General features: G+C 59.2%; 17 protein-coding genes and 1 pseudogene. 12 read left to right on the top strand and 6 right to left on the bottom strand.

Features of this window, described 5'->3' with window-relative positions; genetic code table 11:
* Nucleotides 1-126 precede the first annotated feature (126 nt).
* From FHT76_RS21095 to FHT76_RS21115, 5 genes and pseudogenes are all read left to right on the top strand, one after another.
* Entirely contained in the window at nt 127-1,218 is a 1,092-nt protein-coding gene (locus tag FHT76_RS21095) for a multiubiquitin domain-containing protein (RefSeq protein ID WP_259185821.1), read from the top strand.
* Nucleotides 1,215-2,612, top strand: coding sequence for a ThiF family adenylyltransferase (locus FHT76_RS21100; RefSeq protein WP_259185822.1), 1,398 nt, complete (start codon nt 1,215-1,217; stop codon nt 2,610-2,612). The genes FHT76_RS21095 and FHT76_RS21100 overlap by 4 nt, the downstream gene beginning before the upstream one ends.
* Nucleotides 2,613-2,758: 146 nt before the next feature.
* Complete coding sequence (locus FHT76_RS21105; protein WP_310503288.1) at nt 2,759-2,959, top strand: DUF6527 family protein; 201 nt, start codon at nt 2,759-2,761, stop codon at nt 2,957-2,959.
* Between the two features lie 341 nt (nt 2,960-3,300).
* Complete coding sequence (locus tag FHT76_RS21110; protein WP_259185823.1) at nt 3,301-4,929, top strand: anti-phage dCTP deaminase; 1,629 nt, start codon at nt 3,301-3,303, stop codon at nt 4,927-4,929.
* A 76-nt stretch (nt 4,930-5,005) separates the two neighbouring features.
* Nucleotides 5,006-5,263, top strand: a pseudogene (locus FHT76_RS21115) (quinone oxidoreductase); the annotation flags it as partial.
* Nucleotides 5,264-5,311: 48 nt separating this feature from the next.
* On the opposite strand, the gene FHT76_RS41415 reads toward FHT76_RS21115, so the two are convergent.
* Nucleotides 5,312-5,527 carry a LuxR C-terminal-related transcriptional regulator gene (locus FHT76_RS41415; RefSeq protein WP_405049508.1) on the bottom strand — a complete coding sequence of 72 codons (216 nt, stop codon included), beginning with the start codon at nt 5,525-5,527 and terminating at the stop codon, nt 5,312-5,314.
* 321 nt (nt 5,528-5,848) lie between these two features.
* Between FHT76_RS41415 and FHT76_RS21120 the strand changes: the two genes are divergently transcribed.
* The gene (locus FHT76_RS21120; RefSeq protein WP_259185882.1) at nt 5,849-6,490 is read left to right on the top strand and encodes an HD domain-containing protein; all 642 of its coding nucleotides are present in this window, start codon (nt 5,849-5,851) and stop codon (nt 6,488-6,490) included.
* Between the two features lie 27 nt (nt 6,491-6,517).
* Here FHT76_RS21120 and FHT76_RS21125 read toward each other — a convergent pair whose 3' ends face one another.
* Both FHT76_RS21125 and FHT76_RS21130 read right to left on the bottom strand, forming a co-directional pair.
* A complete protein-coding gene (locus FHT76_RS21125; protein ID WP_259185824.1) occupies nt 6,518-7,480 on the bottom strand; it encodes a GlxA family transcriptional regulator in 963 nt (320 codons plus the stop codon).
* A gap of 96 nt (nt 7,481-7,576) precedes the next feature.
* Nucleotides 7,577-8,989: a PLP-dependent aminotransferase family protein gene (locus FHT76_RS21130; RefSeq protein WP_259185825.1), complete on the bottom strand. Its 1,413-nt coding sequence runs from the start codon at nt 8,987-8,989 to the stop codon at nt 7,577-7,579.
* Nucleotides 8,990-9,082: 93 nt separating this feature from the next.
* Between FHT76_RS21130 and FHT76_RS21135 the strand changes: the two genes are divergently transcribed.
* The 5 genes from FHT76_RS21135 to FHT76_RS21155 all read left to right on the top strand — a co-directional run bounded on the left by FHT76_RS21135 (nt 9,083) and on the right by FHT76_RS21155 (nt 12,159).
* Nucleotides 9,083-9,502: a cupin domain-containing protein gene (locus tag FHT76_RS21135; RefSeq protein ID WP_259185826.1), complete on the top strand. Its 420-nt coding sequence runs from the start codon at nt 9,083-9,085 to the stop codon at nt 9,500-9,502.
* 16 nt (nt 9,503-9,518) lie between these two features.
* The gene (locus FHT76_RS21140; protein ID WP_259185827.1) at nt 9,519-9,974 is read left to right on the top strand and encodes a carboxymuconolactone decarboxylase family protein; all 456 of its coding nucleotides are present in this window, start codon (nt 9,519-9,521) and stop codon (nt 9,972-9,974) included.
* Between the two features lie 13 nt (nt 9,975-9,987).
* The gene (locus tag FHT76_RS21145) at nt 9,988-10,650 is read left to right on the top strand and encodes an HD domain-containing protein (RefSeq protein ID WP_259185828.1); all 663 of its coding nucleotides are present in this window, start codon (nt 9,988-9,990) and stop codon (nt 10,648-10,650) included.
* Between the two features lie 13 nt (nt 10,651-10,663).
* Nucleotides 10,664-11,344: an HD domain-containing protein gene (locus FHT76_RS21150; RefSeq protein ID WP_259185829.1), complete on the top strand. Its 681-nt coding sequence runs from the start codon at nt 10,664-10,666 to the stop codon at nt 11,342-11,344.
* A 95-nt stretch (nt 11,345-11,439) separates the two neighbouring features.
* The gene (locus tag FHT76_RS21155; protein WP_259185830.1) at nt 11,440-12,159 is read left to right on the top strand and encodes an SDR family oxidoreductase; all 720 of its coding nucleotides are present in this window, start codon (nt 11,440-11,442) and stop codon (nt 12,157-12,159) included.
* 472 nt (nt 12,160-12,631) lie between these two features.
* Here the strand turns inward: FHT76_RS21155 and FHT76_RS21160 are convergent, their stop codons facing one another.
* The 3 genes from FHT76_RS21160 to FHT76_RS21170 all read right to left on the bottom strand — a co-directional run bounded on the left by FHT76_RS21160 (nt 12,632) and on the right by FHT76_RS21170 (nt 14,663).
* Nucleotides 12,632-13,060, bottom strand: coding sequence for a LysR substrate-binding domain-containing protein (locus FHT76_RS21160; RefSeq protein WP_405049509.1), 429 nt, complete (start codon nt 13,058-13,060; stop codon nt 12,632-12,634).
* Nucleotides 13,061-13,153: 93 nt separating this feature from the next.
* On the bottom strand, nt 13,154-13,945 hold the full coding sequence (locus tag FHT76_RS21165) for an aldolase (RefSeq protein ID WP_259185832.1): 792 nt from the start codon (nt 13,943-13,945) through the stop codon (nt 13,154-13,156).
* A 16-nt stretch (nt 13,946-13,961) separates the two neighbouring features.
* The gene (locus tag FHT76_RS21170; protein WP_259185834.1) at nt 13,962-14,663 is read right to left on the bottom strand and encodes a haloacid dehalogenase type II; all 702 of its coding nucleotides are present in this window, start codon (nt 14,661-14,663) and stop codon (nt 13,962-13,964) included.
* A gap of 87 nt (nt 14,664-14,750) precedes the next feature.
* On the opposite strand from FHT76_RS21170, the gene FHT76_RS21175 reads away from it, so the two are divergent.
* Nucleotides 14,751-15,605, top strand: coding sequence for a LysR substrate-binding domain-containing protein (locus FHT76_RS21175; RefSeq protein ID WP_259185835.1), 855 nt, complete (start codon nt 14,751-14,753; stop codon nt 15,603-15,605).
* Nucleotides 15,606-15,610 lie beyond the last annotated feature (5 nt).

Genomic DNA, 15,610 nt, shown 5'->3' on the forward strand with positions numbered 1-15,610 from the left:
ATGTGTAACGCCGTTGCAGGGCCGGCTGAGTCGTGGCATAACATCATCGTTCCACATTTGGGAACCTTCATCAAGGTCCCAACGTGAATGAGCAATGCTTGGAAAACCGCCAAGGAGAAATTGGCCATGGACACGCATACGAACGCAGAGAAGATTACTATCGAAATCGCCGGGACCGATCTGGTCTTCCATATTCATGATCCGGAAACCGAAAGGCCGACGGGCGGCAAGATCGCCAAGCTCGCCGGCTTCGCCGAGGGACAGCATCCGTTCGTCCTCCAGTGGAAGAACGACGGCGACTTCGAAGGCCTCCGCCCTCAGGAAGAGGCCGACCTGAGCAAGGGTAAGAAGTTCATCGTCGCACTGGCGGACGCCGCGAACCGCATCCTGATCGATGGCAACGAGCTTGACTGGCCCGCCGACGAAATTTCCAACGATGCCATTCGCAAGCTTGGCCGTATCCCCGACGGCAAGCTGATCTACCTCGAGCGGCAGGACGAGTCGGACCTGCTCGTCGGGAACGGCGATACGATCAAGATCCGCAAGAATGGCGTCGAGAAGTTCCGCAGTCGCGAGCCTAAGACCTGGGAGTTGAACGTGCAGGGTGTGACGATCATGTCCAACACGCCGACCATTTCCGTGGTCGACGCCCTCACCCGTGCCGGCTTCGACCCGAACGTCTGGATCATCGTCCTGCGCGTCCAGGGCCAGCCCAAGCGCCAGCTCGAGATCGGCGACACGATCGACCTGACGACGCCGGGCATTGAAAAGGTCCGTCTCACGGCAAAGGACGTAAACAACGGCGAGGCGCGCTCTGCGCCTCGCCAAGACTTCCCGCTCTTTGAGGTCGACGAGGAATATCTCGACTCTCTCGGTCTGCTCTGGGAGACGCGTGTGGACGGCAAGTTCCGTTGGCTGATCATTCGCGGCTACACGGTTCCGCAGGGCTATACGGTTTCCTCAACGACCCTCGCGCTCCATTTGCCCGCGTCCTATCCGGAAGCGCAGATCGACATGTTCTACGTCAATCCGCCGCTTCAGTTGGCATCGGGCGGCGCGATCGCGGCCACGGAAAGCTCTCAGGCCATCGGAAACACATCGTTCCAGCGGTGGTCTCGCCACCGCGGTGCGGGTTCGGTTTGGAATCCGCTCAAGGACAATGTCATCACCCATCTCGCGCTCGTGGAATCCGCGATCGCGAAGGAGGTTGGCCAGTGATACCCGCCGTCACCCTCGCCATGGCCGGCGTCACTCACGCGACGCTCATGAAGCATCTGTTTCCTGGGGACGGCCTCGAAGCTGCGGCCCTTCTCGTATGCTCGCGATCGCCTGCTCCGCGTCGCAGGCTCGCCGTCAGGACGGCGATTCCCGTCTCGTACGAAGTCTGCTCTCATCGAGGACCGGACGCGATCGTCTGGCCGGGATCGTATATTGAGATGGCCATCGACGCCGCCGAAGAGGAAGGACTGACGATCATTCTGCTGCATTCCCATCCCGGCGGATGGCTCGACTTCTCCAAGGTCGATGACAAGAGCGACGAACGGGTCATTCCTGGCATCTTCCAGGCGTTCGGCGACCGTCACGGCTCCGCCGTCATGACGCCGGACGGCGCCGTCCGCGCCCGGCTGTATTCGCCGGAGATGGAGTGCGAACCCGTAGATCTCGTCACGGTCGCGGGCGACGACATCAGCTACTGGTGGTCGGCGGAGATCGCGAGCGGAGTTCTGCCTCGACGCTCCCTGCCCTTTACCAGTGACATGACGTCGGAACTCGGTCGGCTCTCGGCCGCCGTGATCGGCGTCTCGGGCACCGGCTCGATCGTCGGCGAACAGATCGCGAGACTGGGTTTCGGCCACGTGCTTCTTGTCGACCCCGACAAGGTCGAGAAGAAGAACCTCAATAGGATACTGAACTCGACGCTGGCCGATGCGGAAACCGCGCGTCTCAAGGTCGAAATGTTCGCCGGGGCGATCGAATCCTATCGCGAACCAGGAATCGCTCGTGCAATGCCGCTCGAGGTCGGCACGCGCGAGGCTATCGAAGCCGTCGCACAGTGCGACGTCATCTTCTGCTGCGTCGACAGTCAGGAGGGCCGCATGTTCACCGACAAGATCGCCGCGGCCTTTCTCATCCCCTTGTTCGACGTCGGTGTCGTGATCCCGACATTCGTCAAGGACGAAATGCCTGCGATCGCCGACGTCTGCGGTCGGATCGACTATGTCCAGCCGGGTGGCTCGACCCTTTCTGATCGCGGTGTTTATACGCCCAAGGGTCTCCGTAACGAGGATCTGCGCAGGACCGATCCCGATGCCTTTGCCGACGAGGTCCGACAAGGCTACATCAAGGGTCTCCCGGAAGAGGCGCCATCCGTCATTTCTCTCAACATGCGGGCCGCGTCGACAGTCGTCAACGAGTTCATCGCTCGCGCATTTCCTTATCGTCTGGAAGCGAACCGGCATTATGCTCGGACCATGTTCAGTCTCGCGGGTTGCGACGAGGAACACTCTGCCGAAGACGATTTCCAGCGTGCAGGGAGCAACTTTCTTGGACGCGGGAGCCAGGAACCGCTGCTCGGCATGCCGGCCTTTCGAAAGCGGAGAAAGCCGGAATGAGGATTGCAACGTGGCTTCGCAGGCTCTGGGATCGATATGGGCCTGCCAGACGAGTTCGTGTCATGGACGGCGACACGCTCCCTGAGAGGATGCCGTGGCGCGATCTGGTTCTCACAAAGGACGATGGCGAGTATTGGAGCGTCGGAATGCGCTGTCCGTGCGGATGCGGCGATACGATCGAACTGCTGGTCGCTGCGGAAACGAAACCGTGCTGGGATGTGGCCATTGACGAAAAGCGCCGACCCACGCTCCATCCTTCGGTCTGGAGGCAGAAAGGATGTCGGTCACATTTCTGGATTCGTCGAGGACGTGTGCACTGGTGTGAGTGGCATCCCCACCAGATATAGGTTCGGCCCATACGGAATCGACATGACCCTATATTCGCTGCGACGGGATCGATCCGCCGCTGTTATTATCGAGTCGATGATTTCGGGTTTTTCAGGTCGGCGTCGCGAATGACGTACGGCCCCCTCAACGTTTCCGGCCGTTGAAGAACGTTCTGGACCGCGTTCAGCATAATGGTACGCAGCTCGTCTCCACGCTCTTTGCTTGTGGATGTTTCCATTCTGGCAACACTTGCAGTCATGTCCTCACCTCCAAGACAACCCCGACTCGAATATACATCGAATAGTTAGGAGCCGATATGATAATTGCGCCCCACATTTAAAGTTCCCGTTAAGGAGACCTTATGGCAACTGCTGTCGTCGATAATCCGGAGATTGTCATTGGACTCGTCGGACCCATAGGTATCGACCTGAGCGCGATCATCGGCTTCTTGCAGGAAGCGCTCGCCAAAGTCCAGTACGCAAGCGAGGTGATCCACATCACTCGCGTGATGCAGGACGTCCTTCCACAGGTGGTCGTCGACGATTCCACGTATGGCAGCCGATATCGATCGTTGATCAAGCAGGCCGATCTCGTCCGGCGTGGCGTAAACAATCACTCGGCACTTGCATGCCTGGCAATCAGCGAAATCCGCCGGGTACGCGCGAAAATCAACAAGGTCGGACCCGACCAGCCTGCCCTCGGCACGGCCTACATCGTCCGCCAACTGAAGCGGGAGGAGGAAATCACCCTTCTTCGCGAAGTCTACGGCCGCAAATTTGTGCAGGTGTCGGTGTTCTCCGACAAGGACGAGCGCCGAAGGCAGCTCATAAAGAAGATCAAGGGGCACGGCACCAGCATCGTCGAGGACGACGACGCCGAAAAGGAAGCGATAGACCTGATCGCGCTGGATCACAACGAGGTCGACGACGTCTATGGCCAGCGTGTCTCGGACGTCTTCCACCTGGGCGACGTGTTCGTGCCGGGTGAAGACAGCGGTAGCGCCAAGACAGTCGTCGAAAGATTCGTGATGGCCCTCTTCGGCCACAACAGCATCTCCCCGACGAAATCGGAATACGGCATGTACGCAGCGGCGGGTGCGTCGCTGCGATCGCTCGACCTCTCACGCCAGATCGGGGCGGCGATCTTTTCGGACAGCGGCGAAGTCATAACGCTTGGATGCAACGAAGTGCCAAAGGCGTTCGGCGGAACCTATTGGTGCGACGATCCTGGCGAGGCCCACCGCGACTACGAGGAAGGCGAGGACGGAAATCACAGCAGGAAGCTTCGGCTCCTGCACGACCTCGTCGAGCGTCTAGGCGCCCTCGGCTATCTTTCGGACAAGCTTCTCGGCGCGGGCGATCCCGGCGAGCAGGTGAACAAGCTGATGTCCGAAAGGACGATCTCCGATTCGCGAATGATGGACATCATCGAGTTCGGCAGGATCATTCACGCGGAAATGTCGGCGATCACGGACGCGGCGCGAAAAGGAAAGGCGCTCGCGGGATCGATCATGTTCACGACGACGTTTCCGTGCCACATGTGCGCGAAACATGTCGTGTCGTCCGGCATCCGACGGGTCGTCTTTCTCGAACCCTATCCGAAAAGCCACGCCAAGGACATGCACGCTGACTCCATTACCTTCTCGCCGACCGAAAGAGACACGAAGGTGCTCTTCGAGCCGTTCATCGGAATATCGCCCCGTCGCTATCGCGACATCTTCGAGAAGAAGAAGCGGAAGGGACCCGATGGCAAAACAGTTCCATGGGCGCAGGGAAAGGCCATTCCTCGGATCGAGGACAAGAGCCCTTCGCATATCGCAAACGAGGAGCCGGCGATCGCGATCGTCGTCGATAACATACTTTCGCTCGACGATCAGTTCGTTCTGCAGCCCAAGCCGAAGGTTAAAGCTGCCGCGGCGTCGAAAGACGCGTCTTCCGTTGTCGCCGGTGCCCGGCGGAAGCGGCCGTTGACGGTCAACTCGAAACCGTGAAACGGTTCGAATTACGACCGCCCGCCCCGACCACATGCAGCTCGGATTCGCAGAAGGGTTTGCGCTGCGTCCGGTCGACGCATTCGGTCTACCCCTCATCTTCATAACGGCGTGGGAAGGCCTCGTGGATCGCGTCGGCATCCGGGCTGGCCAGAAGTTGCTCGTCCTCGGGGGCGGTGGCGGCATCGGTCACGTCGCAGTTCAGATTGGCAAATCTATTGGGGCCGATGTCTACGCAGTCGATGGAGCCCGCAAGGCTGACTACATCAAGAGCCTCAATGCGACGCCGATCGACTACGCCACGGAGACCGTCGAAGAATACGTAGCCAAGTACAGGATTCGGTCGGCAGCCGCGCGATCGAGCCACCATGGATGTCGTCGGTTAACGCAAGTGTCGGCTATTGCCGTCGCCAGTATTCTCGGCTCGCAAGGACACACAATCATTCAGGAGGTCTACCATGCGTACGAGATCCGGCAGCGTCCGGGCGTTCAACTTCCGCATGAGCCTTCCCCTATGGAGCTTGATGGTGACCTCGCGGAGTCCAGGTCTCCCAGGCAAGCCATTCCAGACCCATTTTACGATCCAAATCGGCGACATGCCCCCGCACGAAAAAGCGACGTCTTGTCAATCAGGAAATCTCAGCCGCAGTTCATTAGGCTAGCCACCATATTCGAAGACGGCTACGAAAACTGGCTGGGGACCCCGCTGGCCTGCAATTAGTAGCCTTCGTCATCGGCCAGACGGTCCACTTCTATGGCGGCGCGGTGATTGGAAAGGCTGCACTATAGAGTGCTGCGGCTGGCCTTTTTTGGATGCTGTTTGGCACAAACAGCATCCTCGTCATGTTTGAATTAGGGTTCGTAAAGAGCGACTGTCGGCACCATCAAATTTAACCTTTAAGGAAAAGACATGACCGACATCCCCATCATCATTGCAGGTGTCAAAATTCCCGATAGCTCCATGGCGAAGGCAGCAACGGAGCTAGTTCGAGATACCGAAACGGACCTGCTTTACCACCACTCGCGACGGGTCTTCCTATTCGGCGCCCTGACGGGTGATCGCAAGGGCCTGAGCTACGACCCAGAACTTTTGTACATTGGCGCCATGTTTCACGATATGGGGCTCATGGATTCGCACGCGAGCGAGACGGAACGCTTCGAGGTCGACGGAGCGAACGCGGCACGGGATTTCCTGAGCGCCTACGACATATTAGAGCGCGACGTCGACGACGTGTGGGATTCGATCGCTCTGCACACGACACCGGGCATCCCGCAGCACAAGCGTCCGACAGTCGCCCTGGTGACGGCCGGCGTCGAGATGGACGTCCTCGGCATAGGCTTCGACGAATTCACGAAAGAGCAGCGCGAAGAAGTCTGCGCCTGCCATCCGCGAGGTCTGAAGTTCAAGCACGGGATCCTGTCCTCCTTCTGCATGGGAACGATCCGAAAACCAGAGACCACCTTTGGAAACGTGAAGGCCGACGTGCTCTCGAAGATGGACCCGACCTACAAGAGAGTGGACTTCGCCGATCTCATCCTCGGGTCGAAGTGGGAAAGCTGAGCAGGGCCGCCACATCGATCAGGGAGTTCATTCGTCCGGCCGTTGAAAGCTCGCCCGGTACTGACCGGGCGTGACGCCGAGCCTCCTTGAGAAGACCTGCCGCATGCGATGTGGCGATCCAAAACCGCATTCGTAGGCAATCTCTTTGAGCGCCAAATGACTTCCTTCCAGAAGGTTGCGCGCGGCATCGAGCCGCGCGTTCTCAACGAACTCGGCCGGTGTCGTTCGCGCCTGCTCCGCGAAGAGGCGGGCGAAGCTCCTGCGGCTCATGTTGAGCTGATCGGCGAGATCGTCCACCGTCAGGCGAGCCCTCAGGTTTGTCATCACGAAACCCGATATCGTTGCCAAGGGAGACGTCGGATCCGACGGCGCGACGAGATATGGGCTGAACTGGGACTGTCCGCCCTGGCGCTGGGCTACAACGACAAGGCGCTTCGCGACCGCCAGGGAGACAGTGCTTCCGTGGTCCTCCCTCACGATGGCCAGTGCAAGATCGATTCCAGCCGTGACCCCGGCCGAGGTAATCAGGTCGCCGTCCCGAACGTAGATACGGTCGCGGTCTACCACCGTGTCTGGGAAGCGCTTTGCAAGAGCGTCGGCGTTTTGCCAATGGGTCGTGACCCGTCTCCCGGCAAGGAGACCTGCATGCCCAAGGACGAACGCTCCCGTGCAGACCGAACCCGTTCGGCGTGCACTCTTCGAAAGGCGCCGGACGCATTCGACCATGACGTTGTCCGGTGAATCTTCTGGCAGCCTCGGGCCTCCGGCGACGAGTAACAGATCGTAGCCGTTGATTGCATCGTCGTATGTCCGGTGCGATACCATCCGCATCCCGTTCGACGCCGTGAACATGCCCTCAGGCCCGATGACCTCCACTTGGTAGCGGTCTTCGCCCGGCAGGAAGGCGTTAGCCTCTTCGAAGACGTCCATGGGCCCGGAAACATCGATTGCCTGGACGCCTGAAAAAACGACGACGGCTACCGAACGCATGCAAAACTCCTTGCGCAGAATTCTAAATTAATCATCGCTGTTCCGCTGTCCGATCGGGATCGCCACCCCATTGAAGAACCGTGGAATCCAGGGGCACTACGAACACCTTGCGATCACCTCAGTCAGACGCTCGCAGATCCGGACCACGTTCTTCACAGGTGCTGTCGCAACCCCGAGAAGCAACCCTGCCTCTGCCGCTCGAGCGGACGAGTACCAGGGCGAGAGCGGTGCGGGAAACGTTCCGAAGGTGAGCGCATCTCTGGCGATCGCCACATCGGGGGCACCTTTCGGCAGCTTAAGAAGTACCGAAAGACCCGGAGCCGAGATCTTTTCCGGACCCAGAGCGTCGCGAAAATAGTCGAGAACTGGCTGGCGTGCCGCTACATAGGCTCGTTTGATCCGCCTCAGGTGCCGCAGGTAATGCCCTTCCCGTATGAACTCCGAGATGGCCAACTGAACTGACGGACCAGGAGGTGGAGAAAGGCAGGCAGCCACTTCGGCGAACCTGCTTGCGAGCTCGGCGGGAGCGATGACGAACCCGAGCCTGAGTGCCGGACTGATAGTCTTGCTGAACGACCCAACGTGAATGACGCGCCCATGAGTATCGATGGAGGCAAGGGCCGGAGCGGCCCGCCCGGTCAACTGGAGTTCGCTGAGGTAGTCGTCCTCAACGATCCATGCTCCGTTCCGCTCGGCCCATTCAAGAAGTTGCAGGCGTCTCTGCAAAGACAGTGTTGCTCCTAGCGGTGCCTGCTGCCCTGGCGTCAGTACGGCGAGCTTCGCCTTAGGGTGGTGACGTATCGCGTGGTCGAAGTTAAAGCCTTCGCCGTCTACCGGAATCGGAACCGGGACCACGCGGGCAAGCTCCAAAGCCCGCCTTGTCCACGGAAATCCCGGTTCCTCGAACCACGTGCTCTGGCCCTGCAGTCCGAGAACGTTTAACGCTAGTCCAAGTCCGCCGGCGAAGCCGCCCGCGATGATGACCTGCGAGGGCGAGCAGTTGATGCCCCTTGCTACAGCTAGATACGCCGCGATTTCGCGTCGCAACTCAAGCTCTCCGCGAGGATCCGGGTACAAGGGCGGCGCACTCAGCTCCGCGCGGACAGCGCTTGCTCGCATTCGCGCGAGCAGCGTGGATGGCATGGTAGATGATGCCGGAACGCCCATCTGGAAGAATGCCGGCCCCTGGGTCATCTCCAGATAGGTTTCGATGAACGATCCTGCGATCGGCGAAAGTTCTGTCTTAGGAAGGGATCGGGGGCGATCGGCAACGTGGGTTCCCGCGGCTCTCGACCCGATGATCAACTGGGCCGCGGCGAGCTTTTCGTAGGCCGTGCGCACCGTCCCGCGCGCGACGCCAAGCTGGACCGCTAGATCCTGCCAAGAGGGCAGTCTTGCTCCTGGCTCAAGCACCCCGTCGTCTATTGCCTTGGCGATGCCTCTTCGGATCTGCTCCGACAACGAAAGCTTTTCCGACCTGTCGACGGTCAATTTCAGCAGCTTACTCATCCGATCATGGTACACTACTTCTTCGGATTCTTGGTTCTTTTTTCTGCATCACGAAGAGAGCATTTTAAGTGCGTCTCTGAAGGAGAATAGACCATGAAACGATTGATAAGTGCCGCTGCGGCTGCACTGGCGATTACCGTCTCGCTTGCCGCCCCTGCGCCCGCCCACGATGCCGAACGGGAAAGCGTCACCCCTAAGTTCGCCCAGCCCATCGACAACATCCCAGGCAAGACTATGCGTGTCGTCGAGGTGAACTACGCGCCCGGCGCCGCGTCCCTCCCCCACACGCACGCGCCTTCCGCTTTCATCTACGCCTACGTCCTATCGGGAGAGGTGGAATCCAAGGTCAACGACGGCGAGGTCCGCCGCTACAAAGCGGGGGAAAGCTGGTTCGAAGCGCCGGGCGCGATTCATTCGGTCAGCCGCAATGCCAGCACCACTGCCCCCGCAAAACTGCTGGCCGTGTTCGTCGTCGATACGGACGAGACAAAACTCACCACTCCCGTGAAGTAAAGAAGGAATCCGAACAATGACAAGAAGACTCGACTACAATCAGGTCGCTCCGAACGGCGCAAAGGCGCTCGGCGGGGTCTACGGCTATGTCCTGCAGAGCGGTCTGCCGGGCGACCTGGTAGATCTCGTGTATCTGCGCATTTCCCAGATCAACAACTGCGCCTATTGCCTCGACATGCACACCCGCGAACTCCTCAAGCGAGGCGTCAAGATCGAGAAGCTGGCCCTGGTCCAGGCTTGGGAGGAAGGCGGAAGCCTCTTCAGCGACGCCGAACGTGCAGCGCTTGCCTGGGCAGAAACCGTGACGCTTGTAGCAGATACCGGCGTGCCGGACGACGCATATGAGGCGGCGCGCCAGGTCTTCGACGAAAAGCAGCTTGTCGATCTGACGATCGCCATCAGCCTGATGAACAGCTACAATCGCATGGCGATCAGCTTCCGCAACACGCCTCAAGCGGTCCTCGAGGCCTGACGGAGGAGCAGACATGGCCGTCGCCGACATTTCTGGAATCAGAATACCAGACAGCAGGCTGGCCCGCGAGGCGGGCGAGTTCATTCGCGAGACCGAGAGCACGCTGCTGTTCGAACACTCCACGCGCGTCTATCTTTGGGGCGCAATGGCCGGGCATCGCAACGGCGTGAAGTTCGATCCCGAACTTCTGTTTACGGCGGCCATGTTCCACGACGTCGGCCTGACGGCCGGCTTCAGTACGAGTAAACTGCGCTTCGAAATCGACGGCGCGAACGCAGCGCGTGATTTCCTTCGCAGCCATGGCGTCTCGGAAGAGAACATCCAGAAGGTCTGGCTCGCGATCGCGCTGCACACAACGCCTGGTATACCGGCGCATCTGGATCCAATAGGCGCCCTTACCGCAGAGGGCGTCATGATGGACCTCGTCGGCGCGGGCTACAACCGGTTTACGGAAGACGAGCGAACTGCCGTGGAAGCAGCATATCCACGCGGAGCAGACTTCGCCGAGCATTTGCTCCAGGCACTCTATGATGGTCTGGAGCATCGACCGGAGGTCACACAGGGAACCGGTCTCGCTGACGTCATGGCGGACAAGAACCCTCATTTCCATCGCCGCAACTTCTGCTGCCTGATGAGGAGTTCCCCTTGGGCATGCGAAGACTGCGGCAGCAACTGAAGAGGACGACCCTGTGCCCGCGAGACTAGAAGGAGTTTCCATTCCAGAGAGCAAGATTGCCCGCGAGGTCACCGAGTTCATCCGCGACACTGAAAGCGATCTGCTGTTCAACCATTCCGTCCGGGTCTACTTCTGGGGGGCAATGGCTGGAAACAAGAAGGGAATTATCTTCGACCCTGAATTGCTTTACACGGCTTGCATGTTTCACGACCTCGGGCTGACTGAGCTTTACGGTGGCAGCCAGCTCCGCTTCGAAGTCGACGGCGCCAATGCCGCGGCCGATTTTCTTCGAAGCCGTGGGATAGCGCCAGAGCAGACCGAGATCGTTTGGAACGCGGTCGCGCTCCACACGACCCCAGGCATTCCGGAATTCATGCGCCCCGAGATCGCATTGGTTCAGGCGGGCGCCGGGATGGACGTTGTCGGGCGTGGTTTCGACGAGTTTTCGCCGACCGAGCGCGAGGCTGTCATCGAGGCATACCCTCGCGAAGCCGCCTTCGCAGAAGGCATCGTCGATGCCTTCTATGACGGAATGAAGCATCGCCCTCAAACCACGTTCGGCACGTTCAACGACGACATCCTGGCGTTCAAGGATCCAGCGTTCGAACGGGTCGACATCTGTAAGGCGATCTTCAGTTCTCGATGGAAACTCGACCCTCACCGCTGCGGGCACGACTGCGATCACGCCCACTAAGGAAATGGATGCGGCCTGGCGACCTTCAACTCTGCCCGCTGCGGCAGATGTTAGGTCGTCGGACGCCGCGCGATCCACAAAGGAATGATAGAAACATGAAGACACGAACATTTCTCGTCACAGGCGCTAGCAAAGGCATCGGTAGAGCGCTCTCCCATCGCCTGATCGACTCCGGCCATCAGGTTGTCGGCATAGCACGCGGAAAGGACTCGACCTTCCCCGGTGAGCTGGTCACCGTCGATCTGGATGACGATCGCGCTGCCGCCGAGGCGTTAGCTGATATGGCGAAGAAGTACTCCTTCGACGGCGTGGTGAACAATGTCGGGATGGCCAAGCTGCACCGTGTCGGGGAGATCAATCTGGCCGACGTCGACGACATGCTGCGCTTAAACATCCACCCTACTATCCTGACTACCCAGGCCATCCTGTCGGGCCTGTTGGAGAAGAGGTGGGGAAGGATCGTCAACGTGACGAGCCTCGTCACGACCGGCACCCCGCTCAGGAGCGGATACGCGGCCGCGAAAGCGGCGGTCAATAGCCTGACGAGAACCTGGGCGATGGAACTTGCAGAGGCCGGCGTGACCGTCAACGCTGTCGCGCCCGGCCCGACCGAGACCGAATTGTTTCGGCAAAACACCCCCGCCGGCAGCGAGGCAGAAGCTCGATTCCTTTCGATGATTCCTATGCGTCGCCTGGGAAAGCCAGACGAGATCGCCGCGGCCATCGCCTTCCTGCTCTCCGAGGACGCATCCTACATCACCGGACAGGTCCTATTTGTGGATGGCGGCGGGTCGGTCGGACGAGCGTCGATCTGATTTACGTTCTGTAAAGCGCACGTCTAGCTAAGCACTTGTTTGGTCCACCATGATTGCCAGTCCTAGTATATTGGCAATCACACTCTGTACGATATGGTTCAGAAAATCCTGTCGTGCAATGGACACATTGGAAGCCCAACTGACCTCGTTGTATGCTGGCTGTGCGCTGTGAGCGCCTCAGACCGGAGCTTCTCCGATATTGAGTCTGTCAATCGCGCTCTTATCACGGTGATCTTCGGGACCGCGCGGAGTCCTTTCGAGCGGTTTCATTCGGAGCAGGAGGCCAACGATCTCCGTTGGCAACCAATCGCCATGTGCCGCGCCTCACCTCGATAGCTGCGTCGGTTGACCGCTTGTGGCGCAAAGGTTCCTTTTAACGAGACACACAGGCTCCTCGCCACACAAGCCTCCAGTCGTTGACGGCCGCGTGGGCCGAGAGAACTCTCGGTTGAGTTAGCCTTCCGCTTCAAGGTCAACTCCAGCAAGGTGGCGTTCCTACGTGATCCTTCAGCGTCTGCGTCGATGCCTTCACTTTGGCAGGCGGCGCCTGGAGTGCACGCAGGAGGTAGATACCGGAGGGCTTCTCATTCCACCTTCCCCCCGACATCGGCAGGCGTACAAGATCGCCTGACTTGACGAAAGGTCCGCAAACCCAGCTTGGCAAAAACGCAATGCCCATGCCCGCCAAGGCAGCACCGTTCAGCGCTTCAAAATCGTCCGACCGGAAGACGACATGTGCACAAGACTCTCCCGTCGATGCGCCAAGAATGGCAGACCATCCCAGAAGATCGTTGCCATGCAGCTTGTCGAGAAGGCGGTGATTGCGAAGTCCTTCTTCACTTTCCGGCACACCATGCCGCTTAAGATAAGCGCGACTTGCAACGAGAAGGCGTCGCTTCAGTGGTTGCTACACTTTGTGATCGCCGTGATGCTGACGCTCTTCGGATCTTCAATGCCGATCACGTTACTGATGCTTGCTCTTCCCCCAATCCCATCAGTTTCTATAGTCTGGTGCCTGCCGATCGAGCACCCGCCGGATGCTTTCCAGATGCATCCTGGCACTATCGGGGTCCCCTTCCCGCATCTGCCGTGCCGCTTCCGCCGCAACAGCAGGTAAAACTGGCACGAGCCTTCGGCCCGAACCCATCGCCTTCAACTGAACTTCGGCCGCACGTTCGAGATAGTAGAGATCGTCCCAGGCTTCGGCGATGTTTGGCGCACAGACCATAACGCCATGGTTCTTCATGAAGAGGATATCCTTGTCGCCGAGGACTGAGGCGATTCGGTCGCCCTCGTTCTGATCAAGCGCGAGACCGTTGTAGTTTTCATCCACCGCGACCCGACCGTAGAACTTGAGCGCCGTCTGCCCTGCCCAGACCAGTGGCTCGCCTTCCACCATGCTAAGCGCTGTCGCATTCGGCATATGGGTATGAAAGGCAGCGCCCACCCGCGGTGACATCTTGTGCAGTCGCGCATGAATGTAGAAGGCGGTCGCCTCCGGCACACCATCGCCTGCGACCACATTGCCTTGGAAGTCGCAGATCAGCAGTGATGAAGCGGTAGCCTCCTGAAATGCCCAGCCGAGGCGGTTGACGATGAAGAGGTCGGGGTGCCCGGGCACAACAGCCGAGAAATGATTGCAGATTCCCTCTTCAAGGCCCAGGCGAGCAGCCATGCGAAGGCAAGCGGCGAGGTCGATCCTGGCTTGCCAAATCTCCTCACCATCGAGCGGGAGATTGTGACGAGGAGTGTGGCTCGCCTTCTTGATATTCAGCTCATGCGCCATCCGTGTCTCCTCAGGGTTACATCCAGCCCGCCGCGGCAAGGATCGCAGGTACCTTGTCGAGCGTCGGGGCAATTGCATTCGGGTGGTAATCAGAAAGCGGTTTGCGGCCCGTGCCACGGTCGATCCAAACCGTGCGAAATCCAAGCTCGCGCGCCGCAGCGAGATCAAGATGCGGACTGGCGCAAATGTGCACCAGATCGTCCATACCAATGCCGAGGGTTTGCCAGGCGAAACGGAAGGTCTGGCCGGAGGGCTTGTAGGCACCCGCTTGCTCAGCCGTGATGACGCGGTCGATTGAACTGCCAAGCTGGGCAACATTTCCAGCGATGATGGCGTCGTCCGTATTCGAGATGATGGCGAGGCGGAAACCCGCAGCCTTCAGCTTTTCCAGTGTTGCCACGACCTCCGGAAACGGCGGCATCTTGCCAATGGATGACGTCAGGATCTCGGCATCAGCGATGTCAAACGGAAGACCGAATTCGACCATCGCCCTTTCCAGAGCAAGGGCGCTCACTTCGGCAAAGGTTCGGTGAGGACGCTCCTCTTCCAGTGCATGTTCATGACGGTCATAGACTGCGATGAAGGTTTGCTGATCGATATCGCCGTCCTTTGTAGACAGTATCCTGTCCATCGCCGCTATCAGCCCTTCGTCCCACTGGATCAGGGTTCCGTAGCAATCGAAGGTCAACCATGTTGGTCTGGCTCCATGCAGTGTCATGTCTTGTCTCCTTATTCAGCCCGATATTGACAAACACATTAAACATTGGAAAATTAAATATCGTCATACAGCTAATCGAGAAATCAAATGAGCTTCGGCTTCGATCTGGACCTTCTGAAAACATTTGCCGCCGTCATCGACTGCGGCGGCTTCACCAAGGCGGCCGAGCGGGTGCACCTGACGCAATCGACGGTGAGCCAGCAGATCAAGAAGCTTGAGCTCAACATTGGTTCTGTGCTGCTGCGTCGGGACAAATCGTCCGGAACGGTCGAGACGACTGAGGCCGGGGAATTACTGCTGAGCTATGCCCGCAGGATACTCGCGACTGCCGCGGAAGCCGCCGAAGTCATGCGGAAACCTTTGGCACCCCGAACCGTGCGCCTTGGGGTGCCGGAGGATTTTGCCGGGCGGCGCCTGATCGATCTCCTGTCGGGATTTTCTGCGGCATCGCCCCATATCAGACTCGACACTGTCAGCGGCTGGAGCACAGAGCTTCGACGTCAATTGGACGCGGGCGAAATTGACCTCGCACTGATCAAGCGCGAGCCCGGTAATGGGCAATGTCTCGCCAGTTGGAAGGAAAAACTGGTTTGGGTACAATGCGCCACGCGCTCCCTTGATGCCGATCCCGTGCCGCTTGCGGTGTTTCCGCTGGGATGCATCTATCGCGATCGGGCCATCCGGGCTATCGAGCAAAGCGGTCGCCGTTGGAGGATCGCCTATACGAGTCAAGGCTTGATGGGCGTACAGGCAGCGGTCGCTTCGGGCCTTGGGATCAGTCTGTTGCCATCCGATGCGGTGCTTTCCGAACATCGTCAACTGGGCCCCGAGGATGGCTTCGACGATCAGCCGGCGTCTGAGATAGCACTGGTGAAAGGTCGGGTAAGTTTGACTAACGAGGCAAAATCGCTCGGACGTTTTCTGGCGGATAATTTGGGGTAGTCGCT

It is taken from the genome of Rhizobium sp. BK176 (genome assembly GCF_024808055.1).